This window comes from Algoriphagus vanfongensis DSM 17529 (assembly GCF_000429465.1).
Taxonomy (GTDB): Bacteria; Bacteroidota; Bacteroidia; order Cytophagales; family Cyclobacteriaceae; genus Algoriphagus; species Algoriphagus vanfongensis.
Window position 1 is genome coordinate 165,674 of sequence record NZ_AUBX01000014.1, and the last position, 19,075, is coordinate 184,748.

Sequence of the window (19,075 nt, forward strand, 5' to 3'; positions counted from 1 at the left end):
TCTAACTCATGAGCAAATCAAAACAAAAAAAATCAGCGGCCAGAGAATGGATTGACGCATTGGTATTTGCCGTAGTGGCTGCCAGTTTGATCAGATGGCTTCTCTTGGAACCATTCACGATCCCTACTGCCTCAATGGAAAGGTCCTTATTGGTAGGTGACTTTCTTTTCGTCAGCAAGATGCACTATGGCACCCGGATCCCAAAAACTCCGATTCAAATGCCTCTGACGCATCAAAAAATCTGGGGAACAGAAATCCCCTCCTACTCTGATGCTATTCAGCTCCCCTATTATAGACTTCCTGGATTTGCGGATGTAGAGAGAAACGACGTGGTTGTATTCAATTTCCCAACTGAGTTTCAATACCCCAACGACCTCAAGACCAACTACATCAAACGAGCAGTGGGAACTCCAGGAGACGTAGTTGAAATCAAAAACGGCGATCTTTTCATCAATAGCGAGCCTGCTTTGAAGCCTGAAGAGATGCAATATTCCTACGATGTGATCACCAATAGACCGTTGAATCACGAGTTTTTTAAAGACTACGACATTTCGCAAGGTAGCTATTCGCCTTTTATGGATGGCTCAGGTTATTGGGTATTCACAACAGATGAGATCATCGAGCGGCTCAAGTCCTCGCCGGTAGTCACGGAGGTCATCAAGAGAATTCAAAATCCCGGAGGAGAAAAAGGAATTTTCCCAGAGGGCTTAAGCACCCAGTGGAATAGAGATCAATATGGTCCTCTGACCGTTCCTGGCCAAGGATGGACCATAGAGATGACGCCTGATCATGTGATGCGCTACGGATTCACAATCGAGCATTATGAAGGACACGAGCAGGTAGAAATCAAAGGAAATGAACTATTCATCGATGGACAGAAAGTAGATTCTTACACTTTCAAGCAAGACTACTACTTCATGATGGGTGACAATAGACATGATTCTCTAGATTCCAGGTATTGGGGTTTTGTACCGGAAGACCATGTAGTAGGCAAGGCGTGGTTCTTATGGTTGTCATTAGACAAGTATGAGTCCATGTTTAGCAAAATCAGATGGAGTAGAATCTTCAAAGGAATCAATTAAGTACAGTTTCTATCTGGTAGAAAAGGCTAGCTCATTTTGTTGAGCTAGCCTTTTCTTTTACCAATTGATCGGCTCTAACCCCTGAGACTCAAGGTAAGTGTTAGCTTTAGAAAAATGCCTACATCCAAAAAAGCCCCGATGGGCCGAGAGTGGACTTGGATGGGGCGCCTTTAAAATCATGTGCTTGCTAGAATCTATCAAACTGGATTTTTTTTGAGCATATGCACCCCAAAGCAAAAAAACCACATGTTCTTTCTTGTCGCTAATAGCCTGGATAACAGAATCTGTAAACTCTTCCCATCCTCTTTTCTGGTGAGAACCAGCCTGATGTGCCCTGACAGTAAGAGTGGCATTGAGCAAAAACACACCCTGCTGAGCCCAGCGGCTCAAATCTCCATGAGGAGGCATATCTTTACCCAAATCTGCCTTAATCTCCTTGAAAATATTCAGCAAACTGGGAGGAAATGATTGTCCCTCCTTGACAGAAAAAGACAAACCGTGGGCTTGGCCCGGCCCATGATAAGGATCCTGCCCCAAGATGACCACTTTGACTTGATCCAAGGGACAAAAATCAAACGCATTGAATATTTCCTTCCCCGGCGGAAAAACAAGTCCTTTGGAATACTCGTCTTTGACAAAGTCTACTAAATCCTGAAAATATTCTTGTTGGAAAGTCGGAGCCAAAACTTCTTTCCACCCACTTTCAATTCTCACTTCCATACAGTATAATTAAGGTTTCTAGCTGAAAAACAGTATATTTGCTAGCTTTTAAGGACAAGATCATGGTAACAGCAACCACAAACGGAATAGAAGTAAGTGTGGAAGTCACCTATCAGGCTGAGTTTTCCAGCCCCATGCAGCATCATTATGTTTTCACCTACAAAGTAACCATCCAAAACAAAAGTAGCCAAACCGTCCAGCTATTACGTAGAAAATGGGAAATCGCTGATGCCGCAGAAACCACCAAAACTGTAGAAGGAGAAGGTGTGGTAGGACAGCAGCCCATTTTGGAACCAGGACAGAGCCATAGTTATGTATCTGGCTGCAATCTTAAATCAGGCTTGGGCAAAATGGTCGGAACATACTATATGCAAAAGCTCTTTGACGGAAAAATCATGGAAGTAAAAGTCCCTGAATTTCAGCTGATCGCTAATTTTTTCCAAAATTAATTTGGGTTCCAAAATCCACCCACTTCTTGCTTACCTCCACTATTGGCTTCTGAAACAGGATCGCCATGCTATCCAAAGCCCCAAAGTCTATGAACTCTACACTGGCTTATTAGACTTCCGTAAGCATTCTCATGACATGCATCTTGAAATCGAAGTAATTCGAAAATCCTTGCTTGCAGATTCATCTTTGATCGAAGTATTGGATTTAGGTGCAGGGTCCAAAAAAGTACCCGACCAACGTAGAAAAGTATCTGATATCACTCGATATTCGACAAGCGGCAGAAAATTCAACTTGCTTTACCAATACTTTGCTTCAATCAGCCCTGCCAAAACCATCGTCGAACTAGGCACCTGCATGGGTATCAATGCCAGATTTCTTTCCAAGATTTCTGGAAGCACCGTTTTCACCTTCGAAGGTTCCCCAGAGATACTCCAGCGTGCATTTAAAAATGGTCTACCGCCATCCATATCCCCTCAATTAGGCGACATCTCAGAGACTCTCCCTCCCTTCTTGGCTAGCCACCAGAAAATCGATTTTGCTCTGATCGACGCCACCCATACTTATGAGGGAACTATGCTTTACTTTAACCTTCTATTACAGTCCATCACGCCTCAGAGCATCATCTGTATCGGTGACATCCATTGGTCTCATGAAATGGAAAAAGCCTGGAAAGAAATTCAAGTCCATCCTAGGGTTCAGCTCAGTTTGGATTTCTATGAATGTGGAGTGTTATTTTTTGACTTCGGTGCCGAAAAATCTCACTATGTCTTGAATTATTAATGAGCTAAAGAAACAAACACTTCTGTTCCCTGCCTCGCTGGAATAGAATTGACACAGGGCTCCAATGTTTCAATAGTAAAATAGTTCGAAAACAAATCCTGGTAGTTTTCAATCGACCCACCAAAGGGAGGCCCAGGCCTATCAAACTCTACCCCGAATAATACACCGACCAATCGTCCTTCTGGACTCAACAGATCTTGCATCTTTTTACAATAATCCACTCTTTTCTGGGGAGGCAATGCGCAAAAGAAGGTTTGCTCCAAAATCAAATCGTAACTCCCCGAATGCTCAAAAAAATCGCCTTTCAAGATTTTTTCCCGATCAAAGTCCGGAAAGTTGCTCTTGAAGTTCTCTAAAGGAATGGATGAAATATCAAGAATATGCGTGTTTTTCAATCCAGAATTGAAGGCATATGCTGCTTCATGGGCATTTCCTGCTCCAGGAATCAGGATTGACAGATTCTTGTTTTGAATTTGGTCTAAATATTGCACTATCGGCGTAGATGGATAGCCAATGTCCCAGCCGGTATAGCCTTTTTGATAGCGGTCGGTCCAGTAATTTTCATCAAAATCAAACATCATCAAGCCCTTTTGGATTTAGAAATGAACTCTAATTTTGAAAAAGATCCCGGACCAAAAAAAGATCAGGGAAAAAATATCATCATCATAGTTCTGGTTTTGCTGGTCATCATCAGCGGAATCAAACTTTATACGGACTATGTAGATCGATCTAAGAAAACTGAAGAAATTTTGCTCCTTTCGACAGAAAACAACGAGTTAAACCAACGCTTGGATTCTGTCACCTACCAACTGAACCTCCGAATCCAGGAAATCGACAAACTCGGTGGTGATATAGCTTCCTTGGAGCAAGTCAGAGACCAGCTCATTGCAGAAAGAAATACTTCCAAGCAGAGAAGCTCTTCCGAAATCGCAGCCTTGAATGAGAAGCTCAGAAGCTATTCAGGCCTCTTGGAAGAAAAAGATCAGGAAATTCTAGAGCTACGCGCCATGAACCAACAGCTCTATGCCGAAAATCAAGACCTCAAATCTACGCAAGCACAAATCGAGGAAGAAGTGGCCCAACTCAACTTGCAGAAAGAAGACCTTCAGGCCAAAGTCAATGTAGCTTCCATGCTCAAGGCTGAAAATATTCAAATCGCAGCAGTCAACTCCAGAGGTAAGGAGCGGGTAGAAACGACCAAGGACTTCAAAAACAGGCAAATAGAACGGATCAAAGTGAGCTTTAATCTCGCAGACAATAAAGTAGCCGAAAAGGGTCCAAGAAATGTATATGTTCAGATCATGGCACCGAATACCCAGCCGATCTTCGACGTAGCTAAAGGGTCAGGTACCTTCATGGTAGATGGAGCAGAGTTGTTTTACACAGTTAGACAAGACATTATATTTGACAATTCTGGTGAGACGCTGACCTTTTACTATGAAAAAGGTTCAGACTACAGTTCTGGAGATCACGAAGTCCGCATCTTTGTAGACAATTACCAAGTAGGCTCGCAGACATTTAGTGTGAAATAAAAGACTTGACATTTCAAGGAGAAGCCTCTTCAGTTTTGGAGAGGCTTTTTTGTTGTGCTCACCTGTCTATCATTTCTGAAAGTGTTTGGATTACAGAAGATTTTGCTCTACTTTTGCGGTCTGTTTATTCAAATTCCTTAAACACATTAAAAAATGTTCCAAAGAAATTACGAGACGGTATTCATTTTAACTCCCGTTTTGTCTGATGTTCAGATGAAGGATACTGTCGACAAGTTTGTGAACTTGTTAAAAGAAGAGGGGGCAGATGTAATCAATGTGGAAAACTGGGGTCTGAAGAAAATGGCTTATGCTATTGACAAGAAGACGACAGGTTTCTATGTATTGGTTGAGTTCAAGGCTGATCCGACCATCATCCGTAAGTTTGAACTAGAGTTCAGACGTGACGAGAAGGTGATGAGATTCTTGACTACTGTACTAGACAAGCATGCAATTGCTTACGGAGACAGAAGAAGAAAAGGAGAGTTTAACAAAAAAGCTGAAGCTAAGGAGGAGCAAGCCTAATGACACTATTCAACGAACCAATCAACAGAGGCGAAATCAAGAAGAAATATTGCCGATTCAAGAAGCATGGTATCAAGTACATCGACTACAAGGATCCTAACTTCTTGTTGAAATTTGTCAACGAGCAAGGAAAAATCCTTCCAAGAAGATTGACTGGAAACTCTGCGAAATATCAGCGTAAAGTCGCTCAGGCAGTGAAGAAAGCAAGACACTTGGCTTTGTTGCCATTCGTAACTGACGGTTTGAAATAATTCAACCTTCTATCGTCCCATCCTATAAAGATTATTACAAATGGAAATCATACTAAAAACAGACATCAAAGGTCTTGGCTATAAAAATGATTTGGTAGAAGTAAAACCAGGTTACGGAAGAAACTACCTTATCCCTCAAGGCTACGCAGTACTTGCTACTAGCTCCAACAAAAAGATTCTTGCTGAGAACATCAAGCAAGCAGCTCACAAAGCTGAAAAAATCAAAACTGAAGCTGAAACTACTGCATCTCAACTTGCTGATGTGACTTTGGAGATCAAAGCAAAAATCGGTGAGTCCGGAAAAATCTTCGGAAAAGTCACTACTCTTCAGATCGCTGATGCGCTTGCAGCCAAAGGCTTTGAAATTGACAGAAAGAAAATCTCTATCAACACTCCAGTAGACGGAGCAGGAGAATTTGCTGCTGAAGTAGATCTTCACAGAGAAGTGAAAACTGACGTTAAATTCGTAGTAGTAGCTGAGTAAGCCTACCCGGATCTAAAAATAAAAGCTCGCCTTTGGCGAGCTTTTTTCATTTTAGGCACTGGCTACTGCTTTCTCCAGATCTTCTAGCAGCTTCTTGGAAACGGCACGGCTATTTTGCTCACGAACCGACTTAAATAATGCGAGCGCTTCTTGCCCTTTTTGTACAAAACCTACTGGGTTTTGATCATTTTTGTAGCTATACCAGCACCAAGTAAGTTCCCCTGCCAAGGAATCTCCCACTTTCAATTTCTCCAGTTTTGCAACTGCCTCTGAAACAGTCTTCTCAATTTTTTCTACTTGCATAGTCATTATGGTTTAAATCTTCTAAATTCTTAACAAATCAGGCGATTTATTTTCAAAATACCAATAGGATTAACACAACAGTAACAGATTAGCAATATGAACACAAATACCTAATCAAATTCATAAAATGAAATTGACTGTATAATAAAGAGCGTTCCTCTTTTCCGCACCAAAAACTTTTCTTACTGACATTCAAGGTATTTGACACAATATCAAAAAACTTCAAAGTGCTATTTGGAAAAAATGGAGAGGATTTCTACCTTTGTGTCACTTTAAGAGAAACCAAAAGGGAATCTCATCCAAACTGGTCTATGGTGTAACTGGCAACACGTCTGATTTTGGTTCAGAAGAGTCTAGGTTCGAGCCCTAGTAGACCAACAAAAAGCCCTAATTCGCAAGATTTAGGGCTTTTCTCTTTTTAAGAGTCTCTAGTCTTCACATCCCCTTACACTAGAGCAATCTTCTATTTTTTAAAAAGAACTCGTTGACAGACTTTTGATCACTTGGAAAATTAAAGACCTCTTTGATCTTTCCTTCTTCAATCCTCCAGAGCAAGCAGGACATAGTCTCAAAGCGCTCTCCATTAAAATCCGTCCAGTTTCGATGGCAGTCCACCACATATCCGTCATCTACTCCCATTACGATGGCGGAAGCTTGGAATTGGTAATATTCCATCTCCTTAAAATATTCCAAAACCCCTCCGACTCCCTTTTTCAATCCGCTCAAAGGATGTTCTCCCGGAATAAACCAATTGATCTCTGGGTCCAAAATACTTTCCAAAGCCTTCATATTTTTTTGATTATAGGCCAAAAAGAAGGAATGAATCAATTCAATGTTTTGATGCTGACGCTTTTCCATTAGAAATGTGTTTGTTTGAAACACAATCCTAAATGATTTAAATCTCCAAAATATTAAGATTGGTCAATGGATGGTAAATCTTTTCTGGTATTCAACACTTTACTTAAATGCTCCTGACTCACCCCTAAAAAACTCGCAATCTTCTTTTGCGACAGCCTTGACACAAGATCCAAATTGTTTTGGTAAAAGACTCTAACTTTTTGTTCCAAAGTAGAGGACATATCAGTCAGCAGCCTTTCTTGCATTTTTAGGCTGTTGTTTTCGCTAAGCTTGCCGATGTACCGCTCGAAAACTCTTGAATTCTCAAGCAGTTGCAAAAAATCAGATCTTGAAATCTTCAACAGCATTGTTGATTCCAATGAAACCAAAGATTTGTCAGTTGGGATTTCATTTTTGAAGCTTTTAAAATCGCCTGCCCACCAGTTTTCTCGAGGAAAAGAAACAGTAAACTCTCTCCCGGACTCATCCAAATAGGAGTGCTGTAAGAGGCCCTTCGCGACAAAGTATTCGTATTTGCAAAAACCTCCAGCTACCTGAAGTAGCGTCTTTGGTTTGACCTCTTCAGAAATGAAGTGATCTATTATATACTGAAATTCACTTTGACTTACTGCTACATGCGCATGGATATGTGAATAGAACTGTTTTTTGCAATACTCTTCAATAGACTTGTCTTTCATAAGCAACTCCTCTTTTTAAACTAGTGCAACAAGCGCAATCGATAAGCATTCATTGCATTTCTACCCAATTGCTCCGTCAGCTTATAATTGGCGATCGCCCCGACTCCAGCTCCAACTACGGGCAGCAACTGGGCGAGTTTTGCCAGATCCAAATAGTCCCGGTAATCCAACTGAAAAGTCTTCCAATCAAATTCATCCATGGTCTTCGGCAGCGTATCCTTGTAAACATCCCAATTTTCCAGAAGCCCAATCAGATCATTTCTTCGTCTTTGACTGGAAAAGCTCAGCTGAAACACATAAAGCAAAAACAGCCTTTCCTGATAGTTTTTCGTATCCACGCCGTAAAGAGCTGCGATATCGAAGAGTAACTTCATCTTGATCGTCAAGAAAGCAGGAAAGTCAGCCAGCCCCAATAAAATTCCTCCAAAGCCTGTCACAGCACCTTCTACAGAGGCAGTATTGCGATACCACTTGATGCGATTCCGAATTTTAAATTCCCGCACTTTCAAAGGCATTGTTTCATCAGGTCTAGGCACTATCCAAGAAGAACCTGTCAACACGGCTTTTACCAGGTTTTCGATTGCCAATGTGATTGTTTTATGAACTTTCTCAGGAATCCACTGATTGATTTTGCTCTGGACTCCATGACTCAGTTTACTCCCAAGAGAAGGAGGCTTTTTCATTTGATAAAGCCAAGAACTGAGTTCTGCATGTACGTAGTGCTGATAGTTATCCATGAAAGCGCATATTTTACTAAAGTTTACTTTTTTCAGGCTTAAGAGTTAGGATTTTGGCAAAAAAAATCCTGCCCCATTTGGAGCAGGATTTCTCATTGGATGAATTTCAATTATTTATAAAGCCCATTGAAAAGCATTTTGAATGTCCCATGAGATTGAGCACGAAAAGTAATTTCCGGTCCAAAACCATAGAATTTCCCTTCGCCAACTTGCGCTTCAAAAGCAGTCACACCATTTTTCAAATAGCTCTGACCCCAAGCCCATCCGCTTCGGAGTGGCTCTTCTTCACCAAACCACGCAATAGCTTTTACGCCTTTGCCAGCAGCATCTGGTCCCAATCTAAAGACAGGAGAGCGATTGAACATGATATAAGAGGTCTCTCCCATACCATAATTGATTGGCTGAGTATTGTCGACATTCATTTCCAAAACAGAACCTGGGATGTAGTATTTTTCGCCACTTAATGATACTTCTTTTCCGTTTGCACCCATTTCTACCAAGGCATCCGAGACAGGAAGGCCCAAGTGGAAAGCAAGATCAGTAGCAGAGCCCACCGTGATGACTTCTCCTCCATTATTCAAAAATTCTTCGATCTGAGGCACAGACTTGTCTCCAGTGAAATTGCCAAGCATATGGTGGTACTGCTCATCGATCTCTGAAGCATCTGGTTGAGATCGTCCAAAGCCTCTGCTTCCCACAGAAGGAATTCCAGATCCTATGAAGAGCAACACATCATAGTCATCATTGAGATCGCCGGCATCAATTTTCTGAGGAAATACCAATTCATAGTCAAAGTGGAATTGCTCCAGCATCCATCTCACCCAACCCGAAGGCATAGAGCCACCATAGTAATCATACAAGCCGATTCTTGCAGGCTTGATTTCAGTAGCGCCTTTAGGCATGGAAGCAGCAATAGGATATACCCCATACTCTTGGGCCGCTTTTTCCAAAATCGCCTTACCAGCACTTCCCACATAGAAAGAGCCTGCAGGAAGATCATTCACTTCTTCAGAAGTTCGGTAAACTTTCACCTTTTCTTTCAAAAGATCATTGACTGCCATGAAAGAGTTATTTCCACGGGCATCAAGCAAATATCCAGATCCTTTTACCAATGATTTAGCAGGAGGAGACTGAACTTCTCCATAAGGAACTGCCTCAAAAGGCCCTTCGAAATCTTCCATGATGCGGTCGATCTCGGATCCCATCTGGAATGCTAGAGTCCAACCCGCAGCATCATAAGGACGGATTGGAGGACCTCCTGGGTACAAGAAATCATTCGGGTGATCCTGCGGCTCAAACATGTCCAAAACGTGCGGACGGAAAGCCTGGTCTGTCTTCACTATATAAGAACCTGCCGGATAGGACTTGCCATTGACACTGAAATCTGCCGTGGCTTTTTCTACTTTAATCCCTGACTTGATCAAGGCATTCAAGAACTTGATAGCAGTTGGGAAATCCGCCTGATCTGACGGAAGAATGAAGCCATAAGGATCTTTATTGGCTTCGTCTGTATACACTTCTTCAAAAAACTCTACAGGCAAGCCGGATCTCCAGCCAGATGGACGCTCCGCATCACCAGCTTTCCTGGCTTTTTCAAAAGCATCCTCTACAGCTTGTGCATACTTAGGATAAAATGTCCAGGTATCTTTTTGCCCTTTCTCGATGGATCTACGTCCCATCAGGTAGATGTTTCTCAACAATTCATCTCCATGTCTTACGGCATGATTCAAAATCGCATAGTTGAGTGAAACAGAATAATCGATAGAAGTCTTAAAATGCCACTCTCTAGGGGTAATCGGATAAGGAGTTCCATTGTTGGGGATCAATCTTTCAGGCACTAAAGGAACTTCAGATGGAGTTGGGTTGCCGATGATTTCAGTCAAAATACCGATTTGATTGTGATAATAAGGAGTGGTTCTTAAGCCTCCATTCCACCAAGTAGAAAATACTGATCCATCCAAGCGGGTATATCCTGGCCGATCTTCCTGATGCATACGATTGATCATAGCGGCTCCTACAGCGTCCAGACTCGTGATGATCAATGGATCGAACACATGATTGAATGGATCTCTATAGGGAGGACCTGCCACCACTGTCCCCGCCGGGCCGGACTGATGGTGATTGTAGATGATTTGCGGAATCCATTCCACGTATTGCTGCAGGGACATATTTGTCGCCTCAGCCATATTGTTCATATAAAAATCCCGATTGTTGTCATGACCAACATATTTTTGGTACAAAATCGGAATGTTTTGATCTCTTTGAGTAGGATCATCCTTTCTCATGTACCACTCAGACATGATTTCCATCCCGTCTGGATTGGCGTGTACAATCAAAATAATAACATCCTCTAGTATCTGCAAAGTCTCTTCATCTTCTCTAGAGGCCAATTCGTACAAGGTCTGAATCAATTGATGAGGACCTACTACCTCGTTGGCATGAAGCCCTCCATCTATCCAGATTACTGGTTTTCCTTCAGAAATCAGTGTTTCTGCTTCTTCCTTGCTGATTTCAGCATGAGCTAATTTCTGAGAGATCTCTTTGTACCGATCCAGATTTTGGAAATTCTCAGGAGCCGTCACGATCATCATCGGCTGCTCTCTGCCATACTCTGTCTTGCCGATACTGGTCATCACTACGCGATCAGATGCATCTGCGACCTTCTTGAAATAAGCCTCAGTTTGGGTAAAAGTAGCGAGCTGATAGTCATCGCCTATATCAAACCCAAAGTGGGATTTTGGAGTTGGGACACTTTGTGCATGCGCCGCAAAGATGCAGATCCACAAAACGATCCCTGTCAGGGTAAAACGTCTTCTCATAAGGAGTTGAATTGGTGGTTTTGTTTCTTTTGCCCTAAAATAAGGGTAAAAAAAGGAGGCCTTGAATAATAGATGTATAATCGCAAAATTTTTACAGGATCGGGAAAAATCGGGTATACTTTTTCAGATTCACCACGATTTTTCCTACTGATTTGACACAGGAGGGTCAAAAAAACCTAATAATCCAACTTGAGGCTATCTGTATATTGTTGGATTCGCCCTTTCAAAATAATATTCGGATAAAGGCTACGTGTACTTCCCTTGCCACTAAAAATTATTACTTTTGTATCAGTATCTAGTATGATTCTTTCTTCAAAAAAACCATTCCTACATGTCTGAGGTAAAAATATTTGCCGGCTCCAACAGCACCCATCTTGCAGAGAAAATCGCCAAAAACTATGGCAAAAAACTGGGAGTACTTACCCTGTCCAAATTCAGTGATGGAGAGATGTCTCCAAGCTTCGACGAATCCATCCGAGGCTGTACGGTTTTCATCATCCAGAGTACCAATCAGCCCAGTGACAACATTTTGGAACTTTGCCTGATGATCGATGCTGCCAAAAGAGCCAGTGCCTATAAAGTCTGCGCCGTCATTCCGTATTTCGGATATGCTCGCCAAGACCGAAAAGACAGACCTCGGGTATCGATAGCAGCAAAGCTGATCGCCAACATGATCACTTCCGCAGGTGCTGACCGAATCATGACCTGCGACTTGCATGCCGGTCAGATTCAGGGATTTTTCGACATACCGTTGGATCATTTGAATGGATCAGCTATCTTTGCACCCTATTTGAGCCAGCTCAACCTGAAGGATCTGATTTTTGCAGCTCCAGATGTAGGGGGAGTTGCACGTGCAAGGGCTTATGCCAAGCACTTTGAAGTAGAAATGGTCGTCTGTGATAAGCACAGAAAAAGAGCCAACGAAATTGCATCAATGCAATTGATCGGAGATGTAGAAGGAAGGGATGTAGTCCTAGTAGATGACTTGGTAGATACAGCAGGTACGCTTTGCAAAGCTGCAGAAATCATCATGGAAAAAGGAGCCAATTCAGTCAGAGCTATCGTCACTCATGGAGTGCTTTCGGGCAAGGCCTATGAGAATATCGAAAACTCAGTCTTGGAAGAATTAGTCATCACCGACACAATTCCACTTTCTCAAAAATCTTCAAAAATAAGAGTTCTGTCGGTTGCAGACTTGTTTGCCAAAGCTATCCATGCGGTAACGGGTCACACATCCATCAGTTCTCTCTTTATCTAAAAGAACCAATTTTAAATACAAATACATATGAAAACGCTTGAGATTATAGGGTTTAAAAGAGCAAATCTCGATAGCCAAAGCTTGAATGAGATCAGAGACAACGGAAGCGTACCATGCGTGGTTTACGGTCCTGGTATCCCTGAGCAAATTCATTTCTCCAGTCCAGCTATCCTTTTCCGCGACTTGATCTACACTCCGGAAGTTCACTTGGTAGAGTTGAACATCGAAGGTACCATCGTCAAAGCTGTATTGAAGGATGCACAATTTCACCCAGTAAGTGAAGCTTTGATGCACGTAGACTTCATGGCTTACACCGAAGATCGTCCGATCAAATTCGAAATCCCTGTGAAGGTAACTGGTAACTCTCCAGGTATTGCTAAAGGTGGTAAATTGGAATTGAAAACAAGATCTTTGAAAGTGAAAGGACTTGCGAAAGACTTCCCTGATTTTGTAGAAGTAAACATCTCCAAATTGGATTTGGGTAAATCTTTCAAAGTAGGTGAATTGAAGTCTGATAGCTTCGAAATCCTTACCAGCCCTAATGTATCTGTGGTGACCATCGGTATCCCAAGAGCATTGAGAGGTAAGAAAACTGAAGATTCTGAAGCTTAAGATCATTCTTATCCCATTTAAAATCCTGCCCCAAAGGCAGGATTTTTTTATTTTGAACCCAAAACATCATTTCCATGAAATATCTGATCATCGGCCTGGGAAATATCGGACCCGAATACGAACTGACCAGACACAATATAGGCTTCCTGACGGCAGACAGACTGGCAGACAAGTTTGATGCGACCTGGAAAAGTGACCGACTGGCTTTCAAAACTGAATTGAAACACAAGGGAAGAAACATTCATCTCATCAAGCCTACCACCTACATGAACCTAAGCGGCAAGGCAGTAAACTACTGGATGAAAGAGCTGAATATCCCCAAAGAAAACATCCTGGTCTTGGTAGACGAAGTAGCGATCCCATTTGGCAAACTCCGAATGAGAGCCAAAGGAAGCGCCGCAGGACACAATGGACTGAAAAACATCGAAGCTCTCACAGGAGGTCAAGACTATCCTAGGCTGCGAATGGGTATAGGAGATGACTTCCCCAAAGGCAGACAAGTGGACTTTGTACTTGGCAAATTCACGGAAGGAGAATTTGCAGAATTGCCACTTATCATGGACAAAGCTATAGATATGGTGCTTGGGTTTTGCACTATCGGCATCGCACAGACGATGACCCAATACAATGATTGATACATTTTCTTGCAAATAAGGATCGCAAGAACTTTATTTGCATCACTTCAGGCAACTGATTTATAAAGAAGAGGCGAGAGAATAGGCTCAAAGACCCTCTGGCAACCATTCACTGCGGCGAAAAGGTGCCAAATCCTACCCGGTTTTGGGAACTATAAATTGGCATTAACTCATCCTTATCCTCTTTTTGGTTCTACAATTCGGGTCTGATTTTCCAGATAGGCCTGTATATTTTATTTAGAAAAAGAAGGAACCATGAGTCAACATTTCGAAACCAATTCCATTCGGATCAACAAATCCAAATCCAATCAAAAGGAGCATTCTGCCCCGATCTATTTAACATCAAGCTTCACATTTGACTCGGCCGAGGAGGCCAGAGCTACATTTGCGGATGAGATCGAAGGAAATATCTATTCCAGGTATGCCAACCCCAACTCCACCGATTTGATCGAAAAAATATGCGTTGCAGAAGGTACTGAAGATGGCATTGCCACTGCCTCAGGGATGGCCGCAATGTTTGGGAGCATTGCTTCTCTTTTGGAGCAAGGAGATCATGTATTGGCAGCCCGATCGCTTTTTGGATCCACCCATCAGCTACTCACTAGAGTATTTCCCAAATGGGGAATCACCTCTACATACGGCGATATTTCAGATTTTGAAAACTGGGACAATCTCGTCCAAAGCAATACCAAAATGCTCTTCATCGAAACCCCATCCAATCCCGGCTTGGAAATCATCGATCTGGAATGGGCTGGTAAATTTGCCTCTGCGCATAACTTGATTTTGGTTGTAGACAATTGCTTTGCGTCCCCATACCTACAGCAACCCGCCAAATGGGGAGCTCACATCGTCACCCACTCTGCTACAAAATATATCGATGGACAGGGCCGTGTATTGGGAGGCTTGATTTTGGGCAAAAAAGACTTGATCAAAGATGTCCAATTTTTCACCAGACATACAGGACCGGCTATCTCTCCATTCAATGCGTGGATCCTTTCCAAAAGCATGGAAACACTCGGAGTGAGAATGGACCGTCACTGCTCCAATGCTCTGAAAGTCGCAGAATATTTCGAAGGAAATCAACAGATCAATTCAGTCAAATACCCATTTCTTAAATCCCATCCACAGCATCATCTTGCTCTCAAGCAAATGAGTCAGGGAGGCGGAATCGTCACCTTGGATCTATTGGGAGGCGTGGCCAGAGCTCAGCGGTTTATTGACAACTTGCAGATGGTATCTGTCACTGCCAATCTCGGTGATAGCAGGAGTATCGTGACTCATCCAGCATCTACGACTCATAGTAAGCTTTCCGAAGAGGAACGTCAGCAAGTGGGGATCAGTGATGGATTGGTACGATTGTCAGTAGGCCTTGAGCATGCAGACGACATCATTCAGGATGTAGAGAGAGCTTTGGAACTTTCGAAATAACACAACAAAGGCAGCCAGTGGCTGCCTTTTCTTTTACCAAGTGGTATGCTTGAGCTTCGGAAATGCCCGAATTACATCTGACAAACTTAATTGTCCAACTAACCTTCCATCTTTCAAAACTGGAAGTCTTCTAATTTTCAAATCCAAAAAGATCCCAGCCGCATCAAAAAGTGATACATCCGGAGAGATTGTATGCAGGTCAGTAGACATGTATTCTTTCACCTTTGCAGGAAAGGTCGGGGTATTGGTATACTTGCCCTTGATGATTTCCTTAAGGCAATCCACTTCTGATATAATCCCTATCAATGCGCCTGACTCATCCAAGACCGGACCACCGGATATTTTTCTCTTTGTCAATATTTCCAAAACCTGATCTATCGTGTCATCAGCACGAAATGTCACCAAGTTAATACTCATGTGATCTCTTACTAAGATTGGATTGGATAGGGGCTTTTTGGGTTCTACCATTCTGACTCCCTGAAAACTTTTTACCATAGTCAAAAGGATGTTAAGTGAACTTATAATATACTGAATTATTACAAGTTTAAAAAATCAAAATCTTCAATTTAAAGAATAATTAATCTATAATTTTGAAAAATATAATTTTACAAACTATTATTTCTAAGTAAAACAATAGGCTTCCAAGCTCTCTCTGTACTTTTAAACAAGTCCTCAAACTCAAAAAGTCCGATCAATACGTCCTGATCTCCATCCTGATCCACATCTCCTTTTTTGATCAGCATGGCATTGAGTCCAAGGTCCACATCCGGTACAAAAGGCTTGAAAGACATAGTCCCTCTTCCTTGAAAATAGATCAAACTCTCCTCTGGCGTCTGAGTTTTGTCAGGAAAAAACGAAATCACTACTATATCCTGATCCCCATCTCCATCAAAGTCATCCACTTCGAGCCCACTCGCACCATACATCGGATAAAACCAACTCTCTACAAATCCTTCGTCTTTGTTAAGAAAAATCCGGACTCCATGGTAGTTTTTTAGCACTTGGGATAAATCAGCATTATCTCCATTTACCAAAATCAGATCAAGCTCACCATCCTGATCCATATCTTTCAGCTGGAAATCACTAGCACCAAAAGCTGGATGAAATTCAAGCAAGGGGTTTTCTACAAAATTCTCATTCCCTTTATTTTCCCATAGAAAAACTCCCTCTCTTGCCTGAGTCATTAGACCTATTAAGTCCAAATCTCCATCACCGTCAAAATCCAACACCTCCACTTTTCTAGCTCCTGGCAAAGCTTTGATCACTTGTTCCCGATGACTACCATCCTTCGCAGCATAGTGAACACTTAATTTCCCCACATGATCTCCAAATTGAGACACAATGAGATCTTCCAGCCCATCTCCATTTAGGTCAGCAGCAGCCCAATCAACCGGTCGAATCAAACCTTCAAGAATATCTTCGCCCACCCAGTCCTCATCCTTTCTGTGATAGGACTGCAAAGTCCCCACGCTATCATTGGCGGGATCCATCAAACCCATCGAAAGCAGTTCAAATTGATCCCCGGCCCGCCAATTCATTTTCACCGGAGCTACAGGTGTATGTACAGAATCCTTCACTCGAAAACCATGCTGAACATCTAGTTGAAACAATTTATGATGACGATGCCCAATCCAAATAGTCCCAGAACTGTCCACATCCAACAAGGTGGTCAAGCTGGGGTAAGAAAAACCAAATGAAGGCACTTCTATATTAAACCCGGGGATACCTTGGGCTGGCACCATCTTTCTATCTTGGGGATTAGGTGTAGCGGGAGCATTTTGGATGTAATATTCTTTCAGCTTTTCCCAATCACCCTCTTTTATCAAGGGGACTTCTGAATATATTCCTTCAGGAACTCCTTTATCCTCAGGCATGACTCTTCCCAAATCCTCCGCCAATATCAGCCCCATCCTGAGACGCATATCCGGTAGCACATGATTCTCCCAAGTAGCGAGATCCAAAATTTCAGGCTTGGGCTGAAGATGACAGTTTCCACAGTATACCTCCGCCAATTGCTTTCCATTCAATTTCAGGTCCATTTGTGCCAGTCTTTGCAAAGACGGAATGGGCTGCTTCCGATCAGATATCGGATTGCAGCCCATTATAAAAAGAACCGCTAGGAAAGCGAAATTTCTCATTCAGCGAAGGCTTTCAAAAACTGTTTCACCACATGATCATCGATTGCCAAGTGATGGGTAAAAAACTCTGGGTCATCCGAAAACTGAACATCTGGATTGATAAATTGATTGCCTGACACCGCTTTCGTTTTGCAAGAAGCATGTATTTCCCGAAAGTCCGAAAGTGGCTTCAACCGCTCCACATGATCAGGTCGAGATCCTCCTCCAGGCATAATAATAATCCGATCACCAGCTGTTTTGATTAGCTGCTCGATCAGTTCCATTCCATCAGTTACTGTGTTTTTAGCTCCTGATGTCAATATTCTATCAAAACCCAAAGCAATGATTTCTTCCAGAGCTTTCAGAGGCGCTGCACATACATCAAAGGCCCTGTGAAACGTACAAGGCTTGCCATTCGCCGCTTTGATGAGCACTGAATTTGCCTCTTGATTGACTTGCCCCGACTCATCCAACACTCCAAAAACAAATCCGTCTGCACCCAAATCCCCTAAGAGCTCGATGTCTTTCTTCATGACTGACACTTCTTCAGGAGAGTAGCAAAAATCACCTCCTCTTGGTCGTATCATTACAAAAACAGGAATTTCAATCGTTGACTTGAGGTAAGACAACATTCCTCCGCTAGGAGTATCTCCTCCTTCGGGAAAGTTTGCACAGAGCTCCAATCGGTTCACCCCAAATTTGGCTGCATCCAATGCTGATTGCAGATTGAAAACAGGGGACTCCAATACAAATTTTCTCATTTCTTAAAATAACTATTGGAATCAATCATTGTGTTTCCCTGAAGTCCACCTTGGGCAAAATTGAACCCTGGATGCACTGCATACGCTCCCACTTCCCCATCCTTATTGATGGCAAGAAATCCTGCTTGAAGATCTTTGATGTTTTTTTCATTCTTAGCGACCAATCTTCGGACGGTCTCTTCACAAGCCTCCTGAGGTGTTCGCCCTTGTCTCATGAGCTCCACGATCAAGAAACTACCACAAATCCTGATAATAGACTCTCCCAAACCAGTGGCTGTAGCAGCCCCTACTTCATCATCCACATAGAGTCCAGCTCCAATGATAGGGCTATCACCTACTCTTCCGTGCATTTTGTACGCCAATCCACTTGTGGTACAGCTGCCTGCTAGTTTCCCATTGGCATCGACCCCAATCATCCCAATCGTATCATGATTTTCGATATTGATCACTGGTTTATACTGACTTGTTTCTTTCCATTTGAGATAGGCCGCTTCAGCTTTCGGACTTAATTTCTCCTCTTCGATCGGAAAGCCCTCCGCTATTGCCAATTGTCGCGCACCTTCTCCTACGATCATCACATGAGGTGTTTTTTCCATGACCACTCTTGCTAGACTGATCGGGTGCTTCACTTGTCTGACGAAAGCTACTGAACCGCAAGAGCCATCACCAGTCATGATAGAAGCATCCAGCGTAGTAATGCCTTCACGGTCAGGAAGACCTTGAAGTCCGACGGACAGATTGCTTAAATCCAACTCCGTATCCATCACACCAGCCTCTACTGCATCCAAGACACTGTTGGTTTCAGCATATTTTTTCAAAGCTGCAGCATTCGCAGGAAGCCCGTGATTCCAAGTAGACAGAAACAAAGGCTTTTCACCGGCTTTTTGTATTGGTGTATTCTCTGCAAAACTTTGACCTACTCCAGGAATAAACAGAGCAGAACTCATCAGCGTTTGCTTTATAAATTTTCTTCTTTGAGACATTAGACTTATTTTAGATTCGAGCGTTCAAATTATCAATTTCAGCCCTAAATAAGCCATTTTTCAATC

Annotated in this window: 22 protein-coding genes, 1 tRNA gene and 1 riboswitch; of the genes, 12 read left to right on the top strand and 11 right to left on the bottom strand. The window is 42.5% G+C overall.

Annotated elements, in window-relative coordinates; translation table 11 throughout:
* The first annotated feature begins 8 nt into the window (after window positions 1–8).
* Window positions 9–1,082, top strand: coding sequence for a signal peptidase I (gene lepB / locus G460_RS0111890; protein WP_026955562.1), 1,074 nt, complete (start codon window positions 9–11; stop codon window positions 1,080–1,082).
* A gap of 57 nt (window positions 1,083–1,139) precedes the next feature.
* Here the strand turns inward: lepB and ung are convergent, their stop codons facing one another.
* Complete coding sequence (gene ung, locus G460_RS0111895) at window positions 1,140–1,802, bottom strand: uracil-DNA glycosylase (protein ID WP_026955563.1); 663 nt, start codon at window positions 1,800–1,802, stop codon at window positions 1,140–1,142.
* Between the two features lie 62 nt (window positions 1,803–1,864).
* On the opposite strand from ung, the gene apaG reads away from it, so the two are divergent.
* Both apaG and G460_RS0111905 read left to right on the top strand, forming a co-directional pair.
* Window positions 1,865–2,251 (top strand): Co2+/Mg2+ efflux protein ApaG, encoded by a 387-nt coding sequence (gene apaG, locus G460_RS0111900; RefSeq protein ID WP_026955564.1) that lies wholly within the window; start codon window positions 1,865–1,867, stop codon window positions 2,249–2,251.
* Window position 2,252: 1 nt separating this feature from the next.
* Window positions 2,253–3,032, top strand: a complete 780-nt coding sequence (locus G460_RS0111905; protein ID WP_026955565.1) for an O-methyltransferase — start codon at window positions 2,253–2,255, stop codon at window positions 3,030–3,032.
* Here the strand turns inward: G460_RS0111905 and G460_RS0111910 are convergent.
* Window positions 3,029–3,613 (bottom strand): class I SAM-dependent methyltransferase, encoded by a 585-nt coding sequence (locus G460_RS0111910; protein ID WP_035464388.1) that lies wholly within the window; start codon window positions 3,611–3,613, stop codon window positions 3,029–3,031. The genes G460_RS0111905 and G460_RS0111910 overlap by 4 nt on opposite strands.
* Before the next feature lie 21 nt (window positions 3,614–3,634).
* Here G460_RS0111910 and G460_RS0111915 point away from each other — a divergent pair, with 21 nt between their 5' ends.
* The 4 genes from G460_RS0111915 (at window position 3,635) to rplI (ending at window position 5,821) form a co-directional block, all read left to right on the top strand.
* Window positions 3,635–4,564, top strand: a complete 930-nt coding sequence (locus tag G460_RS0111915; protein ID WP_026955567.1) for a hypothetical protein — start codon at window positions 3,635–3,637, stop codon at window positions 4,562–4,564.
* Between the two features lie 153 nt (window positions 4,565–4,717).
* A complete protein-coding gene (gene rpsF, locus G460_RS0111920; protein WP_026955568.1) occupies window positions 4,718–5,086 on the top strand; it encodes a 30S ribosomal protein S6 in 369 nt (122 codons plus the stop codon).
* Window positions 5,086–5,337 carry a 30S ribosomal protein S18 gene (gene rpsR / locus G460_RS0111925; RefSeq protein ID WP_026955569.1) on the top strand — a complete coding sequence of 84 codons (252 nt, stop codon included), beginning with the start codon at window positions 5,086–5,088 and terminating at the stop codon, window positions 5,335–5,337. The genes rpsF and rpsR overlap by 1 nt, the downstream gene beginning before the upstream one ends.
* A 40-nt stretch (window positions 5,338–5,377) precedes the next feature.
* On the top strand, window positions 5,378–5,821 hold the full coding sequence (rplI, locus tag G460_RS0111930) for a 50S ribosomal protein L9 (protein ID WP_026955570.1): 444 nt from the start codon (window positions 5,378–5,380) through the stop codon (window positions 5,819–5,821).
* A gap of 51 nt (window positions 5,822–5,872) precedes the next feature.
* Here the strand turns inward: rplI and G460_RS0111935 are convergent, their stop codons facing one another.
* On the bottom strand, window positions 5,873–6,124 hold the full coding sequence (locus G460_RS0111935; protein ID WP_026955571.1) for a hypothetical protein: 252 nt from the start codon (window positions 6,122–6,124) through the stop codon (window positions 5,873–5,875).
* Between the two features lie 305 nt (window positions 6,125–6,429).
* Between G460_RS0111935 and G460_RS0111940 the strand changes: the two genes are divergently transcribed.
* Window positions 6,430–6,502: transfer RNA gene (locus G460_RS0111940), tRNA-Gln, on the top strand.
* A gap of 72 nt (window positions 6,503–6,574) precedes the next feature.
* Here G460_RS0111940 and G460_RS0111945 read toward each other — a convergent pair.
* The 4 genes from G460_RS0111945 to G460_RS0111960 form a co-directional block, all read right to left on the bottom strand.
* A complete protein-coding gene (locus G460_RS0111945; protein WP_035464390.1) occupies window positions 6,575–6,982 on the bottom strand; it encodes a nuclear transport factor 2 family protein in 408 nt (135 codons plus the stop codon).
* A gap of 53 nt (window positions 6,983–7,035) precedes the next feature.
* Window positions 7,036–7,659 (bottom strand): Crp/Fnr family transcriptional regulator, encoded by a 624-nt coding sequence (locus G460_RS0111950; protein ID WP_026955573.1) that lies wholly within the window; start codon window positions 7,657–7,659, stop codon window positions 7,036–7,038.
* Window positions 7,660–7,679: 20 nt separating this feature from the next.
* Entirely contained in the window at window positions 7,680–8,396 is a 717-nt protein-coding gene (locus G460_RS0111955; RefSeq protein ID WP_026955574.1) for an EcsC family protein, read from the bottom strand.
* 110 nt (window positions 8,397–8,506) lie between these two features.
* The gene (locus G460_RS0111960) at window positions 8,507–11,215 is read right to left on the bottom strand and encodes a M14 family metallopeptidase (protein WP_026955575.1); all 2,709 of its coding nucleotides are present in this window, start codon (window positions 11,213–11,215) and stop codon (window positions 8,507–8,509) included.
* 331 nt (window positions 11,216–11,546) lie between these two features.
* Here G460_RS0111960 and G460_RS0111965 point away from each other — a divergent pair, with 331 nt between their 5' ends.
* The 4 genes from G460_RS0111965 to G460_RS0111980 all read left to right on the top strand — a co-directional run bounded on the left by G460_RS0111965 (window position 11,547) and on the right by G460_RS0111980 (window position 15,148).
* Window positions 11,547–12,473: a ribose-phosphate pyrophosphokinase gene (locus tag G460_RS0111965; RefSeq protein WP_026955576.1), complete on the top strand. Its 927-nt coding sequence runs from the start codon at window positions 11,547–11,549 to the stop codon at window positions 12,471–12,473.
* Window positions 12,474–12,500: 27 nt separating this feature from the next.
* The gene (locus G460_RS0111970; RefSeq protein ID WP_026955577.1) at window positions 12,501–13,085 is read left to right on the top strand and encodes a 50S ribosomal protein L25/general stress protein Ctc; all 585 of its coding nucleotides are present in this window, start codon (window positions 12,501–12,503) and stop codon (window positions 13,083–13,085) included.
* 74 nt (window positions 13,086–13,159) lie between these two features.
* Window positions 13,160–13,720, top strand: a complete 561-nt coding sequence (gene pth, locus G460_RS0111975) for an aminoacyl-tRNA hydrolase (protein ID WP_026955578.1) — start codon at window positions 13,160–13,162, stop codon at window positions 13,718–13,720.
* Window positions 13,721–13,777: 57 nt separating this feature from the next.
* A riboswitch (SAM riboswitch) is annotated at window positions 13,778–13,881 on the top strand.
* Window positions 13,882–13,975: 94 nt separating this feature from the next.
* On the top strand, window positions 13,976–15,148 hold the full coding sequence (locus tag G460_RS0111980) for a trans-sulfuration enzyme family protein (protein WP_026955579.1): 1,173 nt from the start codon (window positions 13,976–13,978) through the stop codon (window positions 15,146–15,148).
* A 33-nt stretch (window positions 15,149–15,181) separates the two neighbouring features.
* Here G460_RS0111980 and G460_RS0111985 read toward each other — a convergent pair whose 3' ends face one another.
* The 4 genes from G460_RS0111985 to G460_RS0112000 all read right to left on the bottom strand — a co-directional run bounded on the left by G460_RS0111985 (window position 15,182) and on the right by G460_RS0112000 (window position 19,009).
* Window positions 15,182–15,643 carry a CBS domain-containing protein gene (locus G460_RS0111985; protein WP_026955580.1) on the bottom strand — a complete coding sequence of 154 codons (462 nt, stop codon included), beginning with the start codon at window positions 15,641–15,643 and terminating at the stop codon, window positions 15,182–15,184.
* A 110-nt stretch (window positions 15,644–15,753) separates the two neighbouring features.
* Window positions 15,754–17,286 (bottom strand): FG-GAP-like repeat-containing protein, encoded by a 1,533-nt coding sequence (locus tag G460_RS21820; protein ID WP_051316029.1) that lies wholly within the window; start codon window positions 17,284–17,286, stop codon window positions 15,754–15,756.
* Window positions 17,283–18,026, bottom strand: a complete 744-nt coding sequence (locus G460_RS0111995) for a copper homeostasis protein CutC (RefSeq protein ID WP_026955581.1) — start codon at window positions 18,024–18,026, stop codon at window positions 17,283–17,285. The genes G460_RS21820 and G460_RS0111995 overlap by 4 nt, the downstream gene beginning before the upstream one ends.
* Window positions 18,023–19,009: an isoaspartyl peptidase/L-asparaginase family protein gene (locus G460_RS0112000; protein WP_026955582.1), complete on the bottom strand. Its 987-nt coding sequence runs from the start codon at window positions 19,007–19,009 to the stop codon at window positions 18,023–18,025. Before G460_RS0112000 ends, G460_RS0111995 begins: the two co-directional genes overlap by 4 nt.
* Window positions 19,010–19,075: the final 66 nt, after the last annotated feature.